Annotated in this window: 21 protein-coding genes and 1 tRNA gene; 18 read left to right on the top strand and 4 right to left on the bottom strand. The window is 40.1% G+C overall.

Annotated features, from left to right (window positions below):
- Positions 1 to 94: 94 nt before the first annotated feature.
- From BA1_RS10655 to BA1_RS10680, 6 genes are all read left to right on the top strand, one after another.
- On the top strand, positions 95 to 841 hold the full coding sequence (locus tag BA1_RS10655) for an ABC transporter ATP-binding protein (protein WP_008358675.1): 747 nt from the start codon (positions 95 to 97) through the stop codon (positions 839 to 841).
- A complete protein-coding gene (locus tag BA1_RS10660) occupies positions 819 to 2,285 on the top strand; it encodes a membrane protein (protein ID WP_008358677.1) in 1,467 nt (488 codons plus the stop codon). The genes BA1_RS10655 and BA1_RS10660 overlap by 23 nt, the downstream gene beginning before the upstream one ends.
- The gene (locus BA1_RS10665) at positions 2,269 to 3,174 is read left to right on the top strand and encodes a PqqD family protein (RefSeq protein WP_008358680.1); all 906 of its coding nucleotides are present in this window, start codon (positions 2,269 to 2,271) and stop codon (positions 3,172 to 3,174) included. The genes BA1_RS10660 and BA1_RS10665 overlap by 17 nt, the downstream gene beginning before the upstream one ends.
- The gene (locus BA1_RS10670; protein ID WP_008358682.1) at positions 3,171 to 3,452 is read left to right on the top strand and encodes a hypothetical protein; all 282 of its coding nucleotides are present in this window, start codon (positions 3,171 to 3,173) and stop codon (positions 3,450 to 3,452) included. The genes BA1_RS10665 and BA1_RS10670 overlap by 4 nt, the downstream gene beginning before the upstream one ends.
- Before the next feature lie 277 nt (positions 3,453 to 3,729).
- Positions 3,730 to 4,410 (top strand): hypothetical protein, encoded by a 681-nt coding sequence (locus BA1_RS10675; RefSeq protein ID WP_008358684.1) that lies wholly within the window; start codon positions 3,730 to 3,732, stop codon positions 4,408 to 4,410.
- A 237-nt stretch (positions 4,411 to 4,647) separates the two neighbouring features.
- A tRNA-Gly gene (locus BA1_RS10680) sits at positions 4,648 to 4,721 on the top strand.
- Between the two features lie 97 nt (positions 4,722 to 4,818).
- On the opposite strand, the gene BA1_RS10685 is transcribed toward BA1_RS10680, so the two are convergent.
- Complete coding sequence (locus BA1_RS10685) at positions 4,819 to 5,415, bottom strand: hypothetical protein (RefSeq protein WP_174549222.1); 597 nt, start codon at positions 5,413 to 5,415, stop codon at positions 4,819 to 4,821.
- Between the two features lie 83 nt (positions 5,416 to 5,498).
- Between BA1_RS10685 and queG the strand changes: the two genes are divergently transcribed.
- The 9 genes from queG (at position 5,499) to BA1_RS10730 (ending at position 15,383) form a co-directional block, all read left to right on the top strand.
- Positions 5,499 to 6,647, top strand: a complete 1,149-nt coding sequence (queG, locus tag BA1_RS10690; protein ID WP_034739126.1) for a tRNA epoxyqueuosine(34) reductase QueG — start codon at positions 5,499 to 5,501, stop codon at positions 6,645 to 6,647.
- Between the two features lie 62 nt (positions 6,648 to 6,709).
- The gene (locus BA1_RS10695; protein WP_008358689.1) at positions 6,710 to 7,612 is read left to right on the top strand and encodes an amidase domain-containing protein; all 903 of its coding nucleotides are present in this window, start codon (positions 6,710 to 6,712) and stop codon (positions 7,610 to 7,612) included.
- A gap of 43 nt (positions 7,613 to 7,655) precedes the next feature.
- Positions 7,656 to 8,129 carry a tRNA (uridine(34)/cytosine(34)/5-carboxymethylaminomethyluridine(34)-2'-O)-methyltransferase TrmL gene (gene trmL / locus BA1_RS10700; protein WP_003211950.1) on the top strand — a complete coding sequence of 158 codons (474 nt, stop codon included), beginning with the start codon at positions 7,656 to 7,658 and terminating at the stop codon, positions 8,127 to 8,129.
- Positions 8,130 to 8,617: 488 nt separating this feature from the next.
- Entirely contained in the window at positions 8,618 to 10,513 is a 1,896-nt protein-coding gene (locus BA1_RS10705) for a PrkA family serine protein kinase (RefSeq protein ID WP_008358694.1), read from the top strand.
- A 140-nt stretch (positions 10,514 to 10,653) separates the two neighbouring features.
- Complete coding sequence (gene yhbH, locus BA1_RS10710; protein ID WP_008358696.1) at positions 10,654 to 11,817, top strand: sporulation protein YhbH; 1,164 nt, start codon at positions 10,654 to 10,656, stop codon at positions 11,815 to 11,817.
- Positions 11,818 to 12,176: 359 nt separating this feature from the next.
- Entirely contained in the window at positions 12,177 to 12,809 is a 633-nt protein-coding gene (locus BA1_RS10715; protein ID WP_008358698.1) for a biotin/lipoyl-containing protein, read from the top strand.
- A 39-nt stretch (positions 12,810 to 12,848) separates the two neighbouring features.
- On the top strand, positions 12,849 to 14,468 hold the full coding sequence (locus BA1_RS10720; protein WP_008358699.1) for a DHA2 family efflux MFS transporter permease subunit: 1,620 nt from the start codon (positions 12,849 to 12,851) through the stop codon (positions 14,466 to 14,468).
- Positions 14,469 to 14,485: 17 nt separating this feature from the next.
- Positions 14,486 to 15,010: an NAD(P)H-dependent oxidoreductase gene (locus tag BA1_RS10725; protein ID WP_008358701.1), complete on the top strand. Its 525-nt coding sequence runs from the start codon at positions 14,486 to 14,488 to the stop codon at positions 15,008 to 15,010.
- A gap of 13 nt (positions 15,011 to 15,023) precedes the next feature.
- On the top strand, positions 15,024 to 15,383 hold the full coding sequence (locus tag BA1_RS10730) for a hypothetical protein (protein WP_008358703.1): 360 nt from the start codon (positions 15,024 to 15,026) through the stop codon (positions 15,381 to 15,383).
- Positions 15,384 to 15,493: 110 nt separating this feature from the next.
- On the opposite strand, the gene cspB is transcribed toward BA1_RS10730, so the two are convergent.
- Both cspB and BA1_RS10740 read right to left on the bottom strand, forming a co-directional pair.
- A complete protein-coding gene (cspB, locus tag BA1_RS10735) occupies positions 15,494 to 15,694 on the bottom strand; it encodes a cold shock-like protein CspB (protein WP_003212277.1) in 201 nt (66 codons plus the stop codon).
- A gap of 211 nt (positions 15,695 to 15,905) precedes the next feature.
- Positions 15,906 to 16,997 (bottom strand): diguanylate cyclase, encoded by a 1,092-nt coding sequence (locus BA1_RS10740; RefSeq protein ID WP_008358707.1) that lies wholly within the window; start codon positions 16,995 to 16,997, stop codon positions 15,906 to 15,908.
- A gap of 96 nt (positions 16,998 to 17,093) precedes the next feature.
- Between BA1_RS10740 and BA1_RS10745 the strand changes: the two genes are divergently transcribed.
- Positions 17,094 to 17,474, top strand: a complete 381-nt coding sequence (locus BA1_RS10745) for a hypothetical protein (RefSeq protein ID WP_008358708.1) — start codon at positions 17,094 to 17,096, stop codon at positions 17,472 to 17,474.
- Between the two features lie 34 nt (positions 17,475 to 17,508).
- Here the strand turns inward: BA1_RS10745 and BA1_RS10750 are convergent, their stop codons facing one another.
- Positions 17,509 to 17,928: a hypothetical protein gene (locus tag BA1_RS10750; protein WP_008358710.1), complete on the bottom strand. Its 420-nt coding sequence runs from the start codon at positions 17,926 to 17,928 to the stop codon at positions 17,509 to 17,511.
- Positions 17,929 to 18,081: 153 nt separating this feature from the next.
- Here BA1_RS10750 and BA1_RS10755 point away from each other — a divergent pair, with 153 nt between their 5' ends.
- Positions 18,082 to 18,588, top strand: coding sequence for a YhcN/YlaJ family sporulation lipoprotein (locus BA1_RS10755; RefSeq protein WP_008358712.1), 507 nt, complete (start codon positions 18,082 to 18,084; stop codon positions 18,586 to 18,588).
- A 156-nt stretch (positions 18,589 to 18,744) separates the two neighbouring features.
- Complete coding sequence (locus BA1_RS10760; protein ID WP_008358714.1) at positions 18,745 to 19,620, top strand: hypothetical protein; 876 nt, start codon at positions 18,745 to 18,747, stop codon at positions 19,618 to 19,620.
- Positions 19,621 to 19,644 lie beyond the last annotated feature (24 nt).

Raw genomic sequence — 19,644 nt, forward strand, 5'->3', positions numbered from 1 at the left:
TTACTTCTAGGATAAGACACCAGGGCTAAACCGTCTGTGGCGGGCGGTTTAGCCTGATCTGTTTTTAAAGAATATGCAGACACTTGGAGGTTATATGTTTACGATCGAGAATTTAACCAAGACGTATAAAAATAATGTGACTGCTGTCAATGATTTTCATTTAAAGATCGCCCCTCATCAAATCGTTGCTGTTGCTGGACCGAATGGATCCGGTAAAACAACGATGATTAACTGTATACTCGGGATTATTAAGCATACAGAAGGAACGATTCATATAAAGGATGTCACAAATGATGATCCATCCTTTAAAAAACAAGTAGCCTATGTTCCAGATGACCTGCTGCTCCCTGAAGCATTGACTGGTGCTGAATATTTAGAGTTTGTTTCTTCTATGTATGAATGTAAAACAATTCAAAGAAGAAATCAACTAATTGAATTGTTCGATATGGAATCGGCTTTATCTAGACCGATTGAAACCTATTCACATGGGATGAAAAAAAAGACACAGCTGATTGCTGCCTTTATGCTTGATAGTCAACTGGTGATCATGGATGAGCCCTTTAGAGGACTTGATATTGAAGCGGTTATAAACACAAAGAAACTGATGAAACGTTATGCCGAGCACCATGGTGCAATTTTGCTTTCAACGCATGATATGCTTTCAGCTGAAGAGCTGTGCCACAAAATCGCCATTATTTCTAAAGGAAATAAAATGGATGAAGGAACAGTTTCAGCTTTAAAAGAGAAGTATCAATCAAGCACACTGGAACAGGTGTTTCTGAAAGCTTCAATGTTAAGTGATAGGGGTGCACATTTTGATGAAATCATTAATCATTTCTAAAATGATGCTTAAAATGTGGCAGCAGGAGATGTATAAGCTCTTTGATACTCAAACGAAGCGAATCATTGTGGTCTTATTCTTTTTGTTTGCCGTCATAATGGGGGCTATCATTGGATACAGCTTTACCGGTGTCTTTATGAAGGCTTTCTTAAATGGAGATGAACGTTCACTTGGGTTGTTGGTTGTGTCGATGGCCATCAATGCATCCATTTTTACAAGCTTGTTATTTGTGCTGATCAAAGTCAGAACACCTGAACAAGACCGGTTTTCTATGCAGCTCAGCTGGTTTCCGCTGTCTACTTTTCAGAAAAGTCTAGGTTACTTCATTCCGATGGTGATAGTGGTGACAGGGCTTGTTTTGTTTTTTATCGGTATCTTGCTTTTGCCTAATTTTATTGCTCAAGGAATGGGTATTTTCTTTATCTTTACGTTCTTTTTGATGGTGCTGCTGCAATCGCTGTTCGTCTTAACGCTGCTTCAGCTCATTTATAACATGACTTATTTACTCGTACTAAAGTTAAAATTACCGTTGCAAAAATTTGCAGCGATATTTGTTTTATTGGTGTTAGTTGTAGCGTATGGCATGACGCATTTCGACATCAACCAAATACAGCAATCATATGTACAGTTTGATTATCATTTGATGTATTTGACAACACCGTTTTTCTTAGCGGCACAAGGGATGTCTCCTGATGGGGTGAATCCTGCAATGTTGACCCTCTTCATCCTATTATCTGCGGGCGGCGCATTTATTTCTCTCGCTTTGATGCCGATTATGGCTGAGAAAAAAGCGTTAACCTTTCTGCACAAACTGCCATTTTCATCTTCAAAAAAGTGGTCACTCATTGTAAAGGAAATGAAGTCACAGGTGCGAAATGAAGAAAATATTTTAAACTTTCTCATTCTCCTCATTGTGATCTTATTTGTTCGTTATCAGTTTGCCTTCCGTTTTGATGGAGAAGCTTTTTTTGTCCTATGTGCTTTAGCTGGATTAACAGCCTTTAATTCATTTGGCAATGATAAACGAATGCTTGGCATGTATAAAACATTTGGTCTAAGGTCGTGGGAAGTGGCTCTTTATAAGTTTCTAGGACTTTTGCTCGTTGGTGTGATGCAAATGGCTTTATTTATGATCACAACATTGACACTCCCTGATCAGATCTGGATCGTTTTGCTTGGCGTCGCTGTCTTGTGTAATGCGACTGCTCTGTTTTATGTGGTGGGTATCTTACTGCCTCTTGATCGAAATAATCCATACACAGGCATTTTTTCGTTTGGAGCGCTTATTTTAATCATGATTCCGATTGTCTTTATTGGAAATTATGTGATAGGGGAATCGAGTCAAACGCTTCAGTGGCTGCTTGTGGCAGGATTTGAATGTCTGCTCATCTTTGCCATATATAAAGGTTTTTCATGGAGGTATTCACATGATTCAACTTCTTAACAGTAAGCTAAAGATTGAGCGGATACCGGCACTTGCGCCGTATGTGACCTTACAAAAAAGGCATCTGACTGATACGCAGTATGGAAGTTCACTTCCGATCAATGAAAGTGCATATCATATGTTAACGAAAGTTGATGGTCAGAGGACAGAGGCAAGTATTACAGCAGAGCTGGCTGATTTGTTTCAGGTCGATGAGTCTGTGATTGCTCGTGATTTCTATCAACTGATGATGGGGCTGAATCAGCATCATTTGTTATCGATTCATTATCAATCGCCATATCGGGCTGTGACAGCCTGCTGTCAATTTTTTAAGCAGTATCAAGTAAAGATGAAGGAGCGGTTTGATTGCACAGGGCATTCATTCCTTCACCTATTGGGGACTGCTTTGCTCATGGTAACGCGCAAAATTATCTTTTTCTGGATGCTCTTTATGATCATGGCTGGAATCGCCTTTTTATTTATTCCAGATCCATCAATTGCGGCCATCGCCATTTATTTTACGATTATTTATTTCGGATTAATAACTGGAACCGCCTTGCATGAGGCGGCACATGGGTATGCACACCGGAAGTTCGCCGGCCGGGATGGTCCACAAGGTTTTTTTGCGAGCGATATGATGTCCGTGAAATTTGTGAGACCTGTACTAGAGCCATTTCAGAAAAAACAAGTATGGATTACACTGCTTGGTCCGCTCTTGCCTGGTGTAATCGGGGCAGCTGGAATCATGGTGACTGTTTTATTTTTGGATGAAAATCCGATTTCGACAGGCTTTTTCATTTTTTCAATCACGTATTTTATTCAATTGCTCTATCTTCTTCCGTTTATGGGAGATGGGAAGTCTATTATAAAGCAGCTATTGCTTGGTGGGATGGGAGGACAACGATCATGAACGTTCAAGCAATAAAACAAGGGGCAATTGTTGGTAGTTTTCTAGGATTTTTAGGCTATCCAATGCTGACAATTGGTGTATTGTTCTATCATTTATTTCAATCAAAAACAAATGATGAATTATTATTTAACAGTCTTGCTTTTGAGATGGAAGGTTCATCAGCTTTTACATTCCAAATCAAGCCAAATTTTTTTATTTATATGGTTGTGATTTTTGCTGTGAGTTTTCTCATTGTGGCACTGCTCTCGTCGATGAAGCAGAAAAAAATGAAAGATTAGGAGAACTATCCTAATCTTTCAGCGTGAAGAGAAAGTGAGGGTTTTTAAGACAAGTGTCTACAAAACCCTCATTTTTGTCTTTTGAACTGGGTCAAGAAGCAGTATGTAGTGTTTTTGCCTTGGAGTTCACTCAATATACGGTGTGTTTAAACCTTTAAAAAAGCTGTCGAGATTTTCTCGACAGCCTGAAAGATTAGGAGAACTATCCTAATCTTTTTTTGTCTATTCAACCAAATTTTGGTATAATGAAGAATAAACATATAAAAGGGGATTATTAATGATTAAAAAATGGAGTATTCTTTTATTATCTGTTTTTCTATTAGCAGGATGCAGCGAGAAGGCGGCAGAAACACCGACGACAGAGAAGACGGTATCAGAAAAACCTGCTTCAGAGAAAAATCAGAAAACAGCAACTCATGATAAAGTAACTGTCGAACCTATGAAACTAACAAAAAATGAAAAAAGTCTTTTGGAAGCATTATCAGATAAGCCGTTTGAAGCGATGACAGTGAAAGGACTAAAAGGCAGTAATAAAAGTGTATCCTTGATCGGTATGCATTACAAAGATGGACAATTAATAAAAGACGATACAAAAAAAATCACCATTGACCTTCATCAAAATGGCATCGATAACAGTGTGAATTTTATCTACCAGCTAGAAGATGAAAAAGATGATCTGTTAAAAGTAACGTATAGCTTATGGAAAGATAAAGAGCAAAGCGAACTAACGAAACTCTCGACTAGCATGGATTTCAAACAGGACGTGGGAGGAAACACAACGATATCAGCTTCAGATCTTTTTCACATGTCTCCTGGAGAGAAAAAAATAATTTCTACTACCATCACAACTGGAATGAACCATGAGTTTTCTGGTTTAACAGGTTCTGAAAAGAATCTGAAAAAGGAATTAAAAGATGTGAAGCAGGCTTATTTGGTGTATTTGCAGCTAGACAAATAACTATCGTAATATATATGGAGAATATGAAGATTTTTTGACGAAAAATTTTCATATTCTCTTGACGAATGATGAAGAAAGTTGTAACATAATAAAAGTCAACGCAATGATGTTGTCTTTAAAAGATTGATGCGGGTGTAGTTTAGTGGTAAAACCTCAGCCTTCCAAGCTGATGCAGTGAGCTAGATTATAATCACACGCTCAAATACATAGCAATGATGTTGTCTTTAAAAGATTGATGCGGGTGTAGTTTAGTGGTAAAACCTCATCCTTCCAAGCTGATGTCGTGAGTTCGATTCTCATCACCCGCTCCAATACATAATTTTGTGTATAACGCAGTATTTCGTTTCATAGATAAACGAAGTGTTGCGTTTTTTATTATGTCAGTATAATGGAAAAAGCACTGTCAGCCTACAGTGCTTTTTCCATGAGTTCATATTTACTTTCTCCACCATGTATTTGTATAAACATCTTCGTCAAGGATTGTATAAGCGCTTCACTCTTTTCCCGGGAAATAGATGGCGGGAAGAGGATAATTTGAAGAATGTTCTCTGTGTCCTGGGAAATGTGTGCTTGACTTGCCTGAGAAAATAACCCTTTAAGACCTGCACCGTCCTGCCATTCAATATGACCCGTATCAGTCTTTGTCAATGACAATGGGTCTTTAAGACGATCGGCATCTAATGTAAGGATAGGCAAGAAATATTTTAACGAAAAAAATATCGACAAATCCTGTACGGAATTGGTCGAGTCAATAAATTGTTCCTTTTGAATATCAGAAAGAAGGGGAAGAAAAGGGACGCCTTCTAAAAGACCAGTCCATTCTTTGATCTCTGGCACTTCTTCCAAGAGTTGATCTTCATACTCGAAAAATAAAGATTCTTGAAACAGGCGTAATCGGCCTTTTAGCATTTGAGGTGACTTTCCTACCTCAATATGTGAATATTCAATCTGTCCAACATGGATAGACGGGCTTTGAGGTTGAGAAATTTCCATATGTATCTTCACAGTGACTCACTCCAATCGGTCATGATACACTCGTATTATACTGAAAACAACTGAAGAAACAAAGAAAGGAGGTTTGCAAGGTGATTCATGTTGGACAATTAAAAGAAGAATTGATTCAATATGCGAACGAAATTGGTGTCGATAAAATTCGATTTGCAAGTGCTGATACATTTGATTCATTAAAGGACCGCCTCATCTTACATGAATCGTTGGGGTATTTGTCCGGCTTTGAAGAACCTGATATCGAAAAACGAACAAATCCTGCTTTGCTGCTTCCAAAAGCAAAATCAATTGTTGCCATTGCGCTCGCTTATCCTTCCAAAATGAAAGATGCTCCCCGCAGTACAAAGGATGCGAGAAGAGGAATCTTTTGCAGGGCTTCATGGGGAACGGATTATCATGTTGTACTGAAAAAAAAGCTTGATATGCTCGAGGAATTTTTGCGAAGCAAGCATGAAGATATACGTACGAAATCAATGGTGGATACAGGTGAACTGTCTGATCGTGCTGTAGCAGAACGTGCTGGCATTGGCTTTAGTGCAAAGAACTGTATGATTATCACACCTGAGTTCGGATCTTATGTGTACTTGGCTGAAATGATCACAAATGTCCCGTTTGAACCGGATGAGAAAATTGAAGAACAGTGCGGGACATGCAATAAATGTGTGGACTCATGTCCAACCGGTGCTCTTGTGAATCCAGGACAATTGAATTCTCAAAGGTGTATTTCGTTTTTAACTCAGACAAAAGGGTTTTTACCTGACGAATTTCGTTCGAAAATAGGGAATCGATTGTATGGATGTGATACGTGCCAAATAGTTTGCCCAATCAATAAAGGGAAGGACTTTCATCTGCATCCTGAAATGGAGCCGGACCCTGAAATTGCAAAGCCGCTCTTAAAGCCGCTGCTGACGATCAGCAATCGTGAGTTTAAGGAGAAGTACGGTCATGTTTCGGGATCATGGCGTGGGAAAAAGCCTATTCAGCGGAATGCCATTTTGGCACTTGCTCACTTTAAAGATACATCTGCCTTGCCAGATTTGGTTGAACTTATGCATAAAGATCCAAGGCCGGTCATTCGAGGCACAGCCGCTTGGGCAATTGGCAAAATTGGCGATGAGCAGCAGCTGTCAGAGCTGGAAAAAGCCCTTGAGCGGGAAAGTGATGAAGAAGCAAAACAAGAGATCATCAAAGGGATCGAGCTGTTACAGACACCTTTAAATACTAAATAACATCCCTTTGAACATAGAATGAACCAAACAGAGATTTTTAAAAAAAGTTTGGTGGTGTCTGTGTGAAACAATTATTAGAGCAAACGTTAGAAGACAGGCTGGCCTATTTATTAAATGGCAGTACGATCAAACAGCCGCAGCTTGTGTCGGATGTGGACGCAGTGGAACGGAAAAAAGAGCTTTTTGCTAGAAGACAGGTTGAGATTGTGAAGGCGAAAGCAAAAGCAAAACTTCTAGGTTCAATGATTCAAGATGATGGCGTTCAGCAAGTGGAATATCTTGCGCATCTCACTTATGTCTGTAAGGATATAGACGATTCTTTTTATTTAGAGGAACAGGTTGAGAAAAGAGAAGCGTTTCTTTATCATGACATGCTTGTGAAGGATCGTATGGTACAAGAGGAACGGCAAAACGAAGAGCAGGTTGATGAGCGCTTCCAGCACGAAGAACAATTCGGGAGAGCCTTTCACTATGACCGGCGGGCAGCCGTGCAATATGCGGAGACGTACTGGAATAAACGGAATCCAGCCTATAAAAATTTTGAAGATAACTGTACAAATTTTATTTCGCAATGCCTAAAAGCAGGGAATGCACCAATGAGAGGATATCCGAATCGCGGATCAGGCTGGTGGGTGCGTTCACATACGTGGAGCTACAGCTGGACGGTGGCACATTCGATGAAAAATTATTTAGCGAATTCTAAAGCGGGATTAAGAGCGAAGAAGCTGAAGGAGCCGCAGGAGCTTCAAATTGGTGATGTCATTTGCTACGATTTTGAGGGGGATGGAAGGTATAATCATACAACGATTGTCGTTGATCATGATAAAGGCGGAATGCCTCTTGTGAATGCGCAGACGTATGACAGCCGCATGCGGTACTGGTCATATGAGGATTCAACCGCTTATACACCAGCTATCCGTTATACGTTTTTTCACATTTTGGACGATGCCGCGAAAGATAGTTAATGGTATAATGTTGAGCGGAAAAGAAAATTAGAGGTGAACTTTTTTGGGACTTCATGTCGTTTTATATCAACCAGAAATTCCAGCTAATACTGGAAATATTGCGCGTACATGTGCAGCAACAAATACAACACTTCATCTGATTCGTCCGCTTGGTTTTTCAACAGATGACAAAATGCTGAAGCGTGCAGGACTCGATTATTGGAAATATGCCAATGTCGTCTATCATGATTCATTGGATGAATTGTTTGAGGCGCATCCGAAGGGACAATTTTTCTATATTACGAAATTTGGTCAAAAGCCGCATACAACGTTTGATTACTCTCAGTTAGATGAAGACTATTTCTTCGTTTTTGGCAGAGAAACAAGTGGATTGCCGAAAGATTTAATTGAACGCAATATGGACCGCTGTCTTCGTTTACCGATGACAGAGCATGTTCGTTCACTTAACCTGTCCAATACGGCAGCGATCCTAGTTTATGAGGCGCTTCGCCAGCAGCAATATCGGGATCTGATATAAGGTCATAATGTAAGCCGGGATTCCTATCTTGGCTTTTTTTAGCGGTCACGCCGACTTCGCTTCAGGTGTCAGTCAATCGAGCTTGATATGAAAGCGTAGAAAACAACGAACTAAATAAAAAAGGATGTTCCGCTGATGGAACATCCTTTTTTTCATTTACCAGGCTTGCCTTCGTAGCCAGCTGTGAAAATGGATACTAAAAACGTAATGATGACGCCCATCATAATGACCGTTCTCATATAAGCTCCCCCTTATCCCTTTGTTCCTTCGCTGCCGGTTTCATATGTTGTGAAGTTCGCCTTGAAAAGCAGGAGAAGAAGATCATTTTTCTCCTGTTTTTCCTTTATTATGAAGGGTCTTGCAGATGGTTGTCAATTCAGTTTGCCAATTCGTCATTTTGAAGAACGAAAGCATGTAATAGGACGCCTCCGCATAGATTGTAAAACAGTATCTGATTTCTAGCTTCAATCTTGAAAGAGGAGGTTCATATGGATATTTTAAAGAAAATTGAACAGCACAGAGAAGAAGAGCAGCGTCTTAAATGGGAAGGCACATTCAGCGATTATTTAGACATTATTAAGGAAAATCCACTGGTCGCTCAATCTGCTCATTCTCGCGTTTATCATATGATTAAAGACAGCGGGATTGAAGAGGAGAATGGGGTCAGAACCTACAAATTTTTTGATCAGGAGCTTTTTGGATTAGAGGAATCACTGGAAAGGCTAGTAGAAGAATATTTTCACCCTGCTGCTAAGCGATTAGATGTCAGAAAGCGTATTTTATTGTTAATGGGTCCAGTCAGTGGCGGGAAATCCACGTTAGTGACAAGGCTGAAACGAGGGCTTGAAGAATATTCACTGACAGATAATGGCGCAGTTTATGCGATCAAAGGCTGCCCAATGCATGAAGATCCGCTTCATCTGATTCCGCAAAATCTGCGGGAAGATTTCTATAGAGAATATGGCATACGTGTGCAGGGGAATCTATCTCCACTGAATATGATGAGGCTGGAAGAGGAATATGGCGGCCGAATTGAGGATGTAAGGGTGGAACGTATTTTCTTCTCAGAGGACAAACGAACCGGTATTGGTACCTTCAGTCCGTCTGATCCGAAATCGCAGGACATTGCTGATTTAACAGGAAGCATTGATTTTTCAACCATTGCTGAATTTGGATCAGAATCAGATCCTCGTGCGTACCGGTTTGATGGGGAACTTAATAAAGCAAACCGCGGGATGATGGAATTTCAAGAGATGTTAAAGTGTGATGAGAAATTTCTATGGCACCTTCTGTCCTTAACGCAGGAGGGAAATTTTAAGGCGGGCCGTTTTGCGTTAATTAGTGCGGATGAATTAATTGTGGCGCATACGAATGAAACGGAGTACCGGTCATTTATTTCTAATAAAAAGAACGAGGCACTGCATTCAAGAATTATTGTGATGCCTATTCCTTATAATTTAAAGGTGACAGAGGAGGAACGCATTTATCATAAAATGATTTCAGAAAGTGATGTCTCAGATGTTCATATTGCACCGCATACGCTAAAGGTGGCCGCAATGTTTTCTATTTTGACGAGACTCAAAGAGCCGAAGCGGTCTGATATAGATTTGGTGAAAAAAATGCGTCTGTATGATGGGGAAAGTGTCGAAGGCTTTCAATCGGCTGACATTGATGAGATGAAAAAGGAATTTCATGACGAAGGAATGAGCGGAATTGACCCGAGGTATGTCATTAACCGCATTTCATCCACCATTATTCGAAAGAATATGGAATCGATCAATGCGCTGGATGTTCTTCGTTCCTTAAAAGAAGGGCTTGATCAGCATCCGTCCATTTCAAGCGAAGACAGGGAGCGTTATTTGAATTTTATTTCAGTTGCGCGTAAAGAGTATGACGATATAGCGAAGAAGGAAGTTCAAAAGGCATTTGTGTATTCCTATGAAGAATCTGCGAAAACGCTCATGGATAATTATTTGGATAATGTCGAGGCTTACTGCAATAAAAACAAACTGCGTGATCCGTTAACAGGTGAAGAAATGAATCCTGATGAAAAACTCATGCGTTCCATTGAGGAACAGATCGGTATTTCTGAAAACGCCAAAAAGGCATTTCGAGAAGAAATTCTGATTCGTATTTCCGCTTATGCGAGAAAGGGCAAACGCTTTGATTATAATTCGCATGAGAGATTACGAGAAGCCATTCAGAAGAAGCTCTTTGCGGATCTGAAAGATGTAGTGAAAATTACGACATCGACGAAAACGCCAGATGAACAGCAGTTGAAAAAGGTCAATGAAGTAGTGGCTCGGTTGATTGATGAGCATGGCTATAATTCCACAAGTGCAAATGAACTCTTAAAATATGTAGGCAGTCTTCTGAATCGTTAATAAATGAAGGAGGCATTATTGGCGCAAACCCGCACCGATAATGTCTTTTTTAGAAATAATCGTCATTTCGATGACAGGAAGCATACGATAAAGGAATCATTGATTACAAGAAGTGTGCAAAAAGGTGAGGAGGGGGATGGATGTCCCGGCAAGAAAAAAGTCAGTTTATTGTTTCACAGGAAGACTGGTCCCTCCATCGAAAAGGCTTTGACGACCAGCAGCGTCATCAGAAAAAAGTCAAAGAGGCGATTAAAAACAATTTGCCGGATCTTGTCACAGAGGAAAGCATTATTATGTCTAATGGCAAGGATGTTGTCAAAATTCCGATCCGTTCTTTAGATGAATATAAAATTCGGTACAACTATGATAAGAATAAGCACGTGGGTCAAGGGGATGGAGACAGCGAGGTTGGCGATGTGGTCGCTCGGGATGGATCAGATAGTAAGCAAGGACAGGGGAAGGGGCAAGGGGCTGGAGATCAAGCAGGTGAGGATTATTACGAAGCAGAAGTCTCATTAATGGATCTAGAGGAAGCGCTGTTTCGTGAATTAGAACTGCCAAATCTTAAACAAAAGGAGCTTGACGACATCATTGTTGAGCAAATTGAGTTTAATGATATTCGCAAAACGGGGCTAACAGGCAATATCCATAAAAAACGAACGATGCTGTCGGCATTTAAACGAAATGCGATGATAGGAAGCCCTTCCTTTTATCCCATCTATCCAGAGGATATCAAATATAAGACGTGGAATGAAGTCACTAAACCAGAGTCGAAGGCGGTTGTCCTAGCGATGATGGATACGAGCGGTAGTATGGGACTTTGGGAAAAGTATATGGCGAGGAGCTTTTTCTTTTGGATGACACGTTTCTTACGGACAAAGTATGAGACGGTCGATATTGAATTCATTGCCCACCATACGGAGGCAAAGGTCGTAGATGAGGAGCATTTCTTTTCTCGTGGTGAGAGCGGGGGAACCATTTGCTCGTCTGTCTATCGAAAGGCACTGGAGCTTATAGACGAACGATATCCACCGTCACGATATAATATTTATCCTTTTCATTTTTCAGATGGTGACAATTTGACCTCTGACAATGCCAGGTGCGTGAAGCTCGTTTCTGAGATTATGAAAAAAGCCAACCTATTCTGTTATGGCGAAGTGAATCAATATAACCGGCATTCGACGTTAATGTCAGCATATAAGCATATTCAGGATGAGAAATTTAAGCATTATATTTTGAAGCAAAAACCGGACGTTTTTCTCGCATTAAAAAAATTTTTCCAGCAGGAAGAAGTTCTTTCTTAAAGAGAACATTTGAAAAAACCTTTCAGCATAAGGGCTGAAAGGTTTTTTGTGTTGAGAAGGAAGGGATCGCCAGAAAAAAAGTAAAACTTTCTCTTTGACATTTCAATTTTCATTTATTAATATTTAATCTTGTTAAATATATTTTTCAAAAAAGATGCCGATCGTCTTTTCTTCTTTTTCTGCTTTTTGCTCATGAGTGAACAATACGTATAAATGGGCTGCACACCACTTTCAGCGGAGTAGAGAGAGGGGAAACATGCAGTGTATGAGCTTGTTTCATATTCTGTCAGATGATGGGCATTCTAATCTTGCTAAAGCAGATGACACTATATTTTTATACATGAAAGGAGAAACAAAACATGAACAGAGGACGTTTATTGTTAACGAATATTATTGGCCTTATTGTGATTCTTGCCATTATTGCTGGAGGTGCTTATTACTACTACGAAAGCACAAACTTTGTCAAAACGGACGAAGCAAAAGTGACAGGCGACATGTATCAAATTACAGCACCAGCAGCTGGACAAATCAAAGGCTGGAACATTGATGAAGGTGACGAAGTGAAAAAAGACAGCACCGTTGCAAAGGTTGAAGGAGAAGCAAAAACAAACATTAAAGCAGTAGCTGATGGCACATTAGTCAAAAAAGAAGTACAAAACAACCAACAAGTGCAGGCAGGTACAGTTCTTGGTGAAACCATTGACCTAAGCAAGCTTTACATTACAGCAAATATTAAAGAAACAGACATTAAGAACGTTGAAAAAGGTGACAAAGTCGACATCGTTGTAGACGGCGATCCTGATACAACATTTGAAGGAACTGTTGAACAAATTGGTTATGCGACGAACTCAACATTCAATATGCTTCCAGCAACAAATTCAAGTGGTAACTATACGAAAGTCACACAAAAAGTAGCAGTGAAAATTTCTATTAAAAATCCATCTGACAAAGTACTTCCAGGTATGAATGCTTCTGTCAAAATTTCATCTTAATGATGACTGATATCAAAAAATGAAAGGAGGTTGTCTGAGATGGCAAATCAACCTGCAGCGACAAAACAGGGAACAGGCTCCTTGTCTTTACTGATCATTTTAATGGCCGGTTTGTTCGTAGCGATTTTAAACCAAACGCTTTTGAACGTAGCCATGCCCCATTTGATGACTGAATTTAACGTGAGTGCGACGACCATTCAGTGGCTTACAACAGGTTACATGCTTGTCAACGGTGTGCTCATTCCGTTATCTGCGTTTTTGATCACACGTTTTGGTCAGCGCAGCTTATTCCTCGTGGCGATGATTTCATTTACACTAGGGACCTTTATTTGCGGTATTGCGCCGAACTTTTCTACGATGCTCATTGGCCGTTTGATTCAGGCAGTCGGTGGCGGTATCTTACAGCCGCTCGTCATGACAACAATCCTTTTTATTTTCCCTCCGGAAAACAGAGGGAAAGGAATGGGGATTTTTGGTCTTGCGATGATGTTTGCACCAGCGGTTGGACCAACATTATCGGGTTATATTATTGAACATTATTCATGGCGTATTATGTTTTATGGACTTGTACCAATCGGTGCGATTGTCATTATCGCGGCTTTCTTTATGTTTAAAAATATTGTAGAGCCTAAAAAAATCAAGCTGGACAGCCTTGGAGCGATTCTGTCGATCGTTGGTTTTGCTTCGCTTCTATACGGAGTGAGTGAAGCGGGAAGTGATGGTTGGACAGATCCAATCGTTCTATCTACGATTATTATTGGTGCGATTGCGATCATTCTTTTTATTTTCCAACAGCTAAAAGCGGAAAATCCGATGCTCGATTTCCGCGTGTTTAAATACAGCATTTTCTCATTATCAAGTGTCATTAACATTATCATTACCGTTGCCTTATACACTGGGATGTTCTTACTTCCGATCTATTTGCAGAACCTTGTTGGGTTTACTGCATTGCAATCGGGATTATTAATGCTTCCAGGGGCACTTGCAATGCTGATTATGTCCCCAATCTCAGGGATCTTGTTTGATAAATTTGGACCTCGTCCGCTTGCCATTTTGGGGATGCTGATTACCGTTGTGACCACATACGAGTTTACAAGGCTGACGATTGATACTTCTTATAGTCACATTGTGCTCATGTATGCAGTACGTGCCTTCGGTATGTCACTCTTGATGATGCCTGTCATGACTGCTGGGATGAACCAGTTGCCACAGCATTTAAACAGTCATGGTACAGCGATGTCTAATACATTAAGACAAATTAGTGGTTCGATCGGTACGAGTTTGATCACGACGATTTATACAAATCGGACGACATTCCATTATTCCAATATGGCGGATCAAACGAATACAGCTGACCCGTTCTTTATGAATTCATTCCAGACGGCTGTGTCAAATGTGATGCATCATATGGGTATGACAGCAGAAGCTGCTCAAAAATATGTATACACCCAGCTCTTTACAAAAGCACAGGTCGATTCAAACGTGATGGGTATTAATGATGCTTACATGTGGGTGACATTATTCTGTGCGGCTGGCGTGATTCTCAGCTTATTCCTGCGCGATGTACGTAAGGATAAAAAGCGAAAAGAAAAGCAGGATAAGAAACAAGAAATGACATTGCTTCCAGCACCTAAGGAAGCAAACCAAGATGCAAGATAAGTGTGGAGGGACCGTACATGAAAATTTATGTCGTATACGATAGTGAAGGTGACCATACAAAAGCACTTGCAGAAGCGATTGCAGCGGGCGCAGGTGAAACAGAGCAAGCTGAGGTGTTCATTGATCATGTGAAAGATGCGGATATTCGCAAGCTTGATCAAATGGATGCGATCATTTGGGGTTGCCCTGGTCACTTTGGTACCATTAGTTCAGGATTAAAAACATGGATTGACCGCCTTGGCTACTTATGGGCAGAAGGAAAACTGATTGATAAAGTCGGTGCTGTTTTCTGTACAACGGCTACAACACACGGCGGATTAGAAATGACAATGCACAATTTGATTACACCTATGTTCCATCAAGGGATGCTTGTGGTTGGTCTTCCTGGAAATGTTCCAGAGAATGCGTTATACGGTTCTTATTATGGAGCGGGTGTGACTTGCCCAATTGATTCTGATGAAGTGATTTCTGCAGAAGGCATTGAGCTGGGGAAAGCATTAGGAAGACGTGTAGCATCAGTCACTGCGTCATTTAAGCGATAAGGAGAGGGTTCTTTTGGCGACGATTATTGTAGCGTTAGCAGCTGCTATTCTAGTCATTATTGGATTAGTAGCGTTCAATGTCAGACACGCTTCGGTCGAGAAGGAAGAGGTCAAAGAAGATGTGTCTAATCAGTCTCACGCGCCGCGCAGCGAGCCAAAAGTTGCGGCGAGACCTGTAGAGCCTGTTGAGGAAGAAAAAGCGTCAGAGCCTTCTCGAACGGACGATACGGCGTCTGGCGACGATTTCTATAGACAGGCGCTTCAAAAGTTTAAACAGCCAGAACCACCTGTCAAAGAAGAAGAACCAGAGACGAAAATGAATGATGATATGTATCGTTCTGCTCTGCAAAAGCTTAAGCAGAAGGACAAATAAAAAAGAGAACCTCTCAGCAGGTTCTCTTTTTATTGCACAAAAAAACCGACGGCAGAAGCCGAGCGGTTTTCCTTCACTCTATAAAGTGCTAAAAGAGCAATGCTCTTAAATTACGCTTTGTTAACGTTAGCAGCTTGTGGTCCACGGTTACCTTCAACGATTTCGAAAGAAACTGCTTGACCTTCTTCTAAAGTTTTGAAGCCTTCGCCTTGGATAGCAGAGAAGTGAACGAATACATCGTCTTGACCTTCTACTTCGATGAATCCGAAACCTTTTTCAGAGTTGAACCATTTTACTTTACCTTCTAACATGAAATTTCCTCCTAAAGCGATCTTAACGCTTAAATTCACTATTCTTGCTCTTACACAAACTTCAAAGACGAAAACTATTTCAAAACTTTCTTCTTAAAGATGATACGAACAAAAATAATTACCTTTACTTTACCAGTGTTTGCGGGAAAAAACAACTGTTATACGAAAACTTTTTTAAAAATAATTAGCGCTAACAAATTGAGGAAAAAGCTTATCTGAAATGATCTCTTTTTCGCTTTGAAAAGCTCACTTGGTTTCGGCCTGACTGCTTCGCTTTATAGAGCTCCTGGTCCGCTATAATCGGTAATTGTTTGATGTTTTCACTTGCTCCTGTATCATAAGCACATCCAAGTGACGCCGTGATGTGAATAGACGTTCCGTTTTGTAAATAAATCGGCTGGTCCGCTATTTTTCTCCGCAATCGCTCTGCAATTTGCCATGTTTTTTCAACTGAACAATTCGGTAAAAGCACAGCAAATTCTTCACCGCCAATTCGCCCGATATAATCAGAGCTTCTTGTGTTTTTGATCAGCCTTGTTCCGATTTCTTTTAAAACAATATCTCCCTCATGATGCCCATATCGATCATTGATGGATTTAAAATAATCAATGTCTAGGTAAATAAGGGACATTTGATGGAGAGGCTGCTTTAATTTGAGAGCAAAAGCGTCACTTAATACCTCATCAAACTTCCGTTTATTTAACAAACCAGTTAAAAAGTCATAATGAGCTTGGGATTTATACAAATTTAACAGCTGATAGGCTTTTGTTTGATGCTCAATGACATAAAAGTTAAATAAACCGGCAATATACGAGAAAATCCAGTAAGCGACATGCAGTTCAAATGTTGTTTCATGGACGACGGTGATAAATAAAATGGTCGCTATGACGTTGCTGATTGTAATAGATAACAGCATTTTTACGACATGATTGATATGACGTTCAGCAATCAAAAAAGAGGCTGTTGCGATAAACGTCATAGAAAAAATATTGATGAAAGAAGCGACGTTGACTTCAATTAATAATCGCCCGATGATGACAACACATGCTGCGATGAACGTTTGCGCGATGCCTCCGTAAAATGCCGTTAAAATAAGGGGAATATGTCTTAAATCAATGATGGCTGGTCCTGCTTTAATAGAGAAAAACATTAAGAGGACACCGAGTAACCCAGAAATCATGCCTTTGCATACTTGTCTGAGCAGGGTATCTTCCTTCTTTAGAAAATTCTCTTTAAACACAAGCATCAATAAATAATGGAAAGTAACAAGAATTGTTAAATTAATAAAGAGGTCTCTTAGCAAAATAAAATCACCTTTTTAAAATTACTAAAATTTGTTGCAAAAGAAAAGGGGAGCAAGATAATTAATAAAAAATTTCACTTATGAGGGGGTTAAAAAATGGGGAGAAAACAATTTCCAGATCAATCGGACTGGCTTTCTTTTTTTGAGACGAGGCCTGTTGAAGGGTTTGAACGAGATATGCCTATTGAATATCAAGATCTAACATTTCGGTTTGAGAATCAAGAAGAGCGATTTGTGGTGACGATGTTACTTGGGGTTCAAGAGTTTTCTTTAAAGGCTGTTCGAAAAAAAGATGCATCCGTTTTAGGCGTGTATGATTTTAAAACCGTGAGACATGTCGAAATAAAAAAGGACCGGCAGCATGAGAAAGAGCTTTTGATCATACTAGATGATGTGGATCGGTTTGTTATCACGGTCGAAATCACCTTTTTGCCTTCCTTCTGCATGATGGTGAAAGAGCACTTTTCAGGAGAGTAAACAGGAGCCTTTTTCGTGAAGGCCCCTGTTTTGATTATTTGTGCTCGATGTCATTGAGCACTTGCTGAATAGATTCATCATCCATGACATTCATGACATTTTCATCAATGTGAAGTGACTGTGCGTAAGATTCTCTTGGCTTGTGGGTTTGATGCGTAGTTGATGATGATGGCTGCTGCTGTGATTGGTTTGGCTGGACAGCGGTGAAAGCCTGTTTAATCATTTGACCGACTTCAGCCGTTCCTTTAGATTCTTTCTGTGCATGCGATTTCGAATGTGACTCATGGCGAGATGGCTCATGACGGTTATGATCGTGGCCTTTCATCATTGAGGACAAGTTCATTTGTGTCATGCGGCTGATTCTTTTCCGTAATACAGGGGAGAACAGTGCAATCACCGCTGTCGAAGCGGCGATCATTGCGCCAGTGCTCATGCCTTTTCTTCTTTTAAACAAACGAATCCCTCCAGTTGATCGTGATGATACTTCTTCATCATGTTTAGGATGACCAAAGAAGGCTGAATTATGAATTCATTTTCCTGAAATAGAGGATGTGTGCATAAAAAGCCTGCTGGATGAAAAACCTATGAACAAAAGGAGGGATAATTGATGAATAAGAAATGGATGCTTTCTTTACTACTCGTTCCGACATTGATGACTACTGGGTGTGGAATGAATAATCAAGGCGATGAGCGAAGAGGAACAATGAATCAACAGTATGAAAATGTCACATATAAGAACGAAAACATGAGACAGGATCAGCCAAATGTTCAAACACCTCAGAAGGTCAAAGTGGCAGACAAAGCGTCAGAGCTTGTTGCTAACATGTCTGAAGTGAAAACAGCGAACGTACTTGTCACAGGGAAAAATGCATTTGTTGCCGTTGTGCTTGAAGGCAATAAAAGCGGTGATGTCACAGATGATTTGAAAAAGAAAATTTCTGATAAAGTAAAATCTACTGATCAACAAATTGATAACGTGTATGTATCCGCTAATCCAGACTTTGTCGATCGTATGACAGGGTACGGAAAACGTATTAGAAGCGGAGAACCAATTTCAGGATTCTTTGACGAATTTACTGAAACCGTTCGACGTGTTTTCCCTGAATCAAAATAGCTACGACAAAAGCCGTATGTCAAATGCGGCTTTTTTGTTTGGAACCGCACCTTGCGCACCTGAATGCATAAAGTAAAAAATAGATCACCTCTTGTTGATCTTTGTTTTTTCATAGAGAGAAAAAGAGGTTGCAGGATGAATTCAGGTGGGGAGTAAATGAAAGCAAAACCGGTATTGATTCATAAAAAACTTGTAAGCGGAATGATTGCAGCAGGTTTGATTTTTTATGCGTTCACCGCATATTTGATTTATGTTGCGTTTCAGCTGACAGGACAATATTTAGAACAGCAGTCCTCTCCGAAAACAGTATTAACGGAGGGACTCAATAAACAGGTCTATGAACATATTAGAATTTACTATGCAGAGGAAGAGGACGCCTTTGTCGATTTGACCATAGAGGCGCTGGAAAAGGCCAAGAAGAGAACGATGTCAGTGTTTCAGTTTGAACCTGACAAAGCGTTAGATATCATTTACTTTGATGATAAAGAGACGATCGAGCAATTTGCAGGCATCAAGCATATTACGGGTTTTTACTCTGATTATGATCGCATGATTGGATTATACCCAGATAAACGGGAAGAATTGTTGAAAAAAGAGACACTGCCCTTATACTTTTTCAACACGTTATTCATTCATGAGTATGCTCATTTCGTTTTCTATGAAAGCGTGCATGCATACAAGGTGTCTCCAGTCATCTTTCCACTTTGGTTCCATGAAGGAACAGCAGAATGGACGGCCTATGATGTGCTGAATGCCACGTCTGAACGGTTCGATGTCATTCCTTTTCAATCTCTTCATTCTGATCAAGACTGGCAGAATTCTCGAACGACGTATGAGACAGACGTCTATTTACAAAGCTACTATATGATCTATGAGTTGGTACAACTTTATGGACGAGATATCATACATGAGATCATGGAGGAAACGGCGAAAACCGGCCGTTTTGATAGAGGTTTTGAACAAGCGACAGGACAACGTCTCACAAATTTTGAAGAACACTTTACACTGATCTATCAAAGAAAAAACGGCTGACCAGGAAAATAGGTCGGCCGTTTT

It is taken from the genome of Bacillus xiamenensis, assembly GCF_000300535.1.
Taxonomy (GTDB): Bacteria; Bacillota; Bacilli; order Bacillales; family Bacillaceae; genus Bacillus; species Bacillus xiamenensis.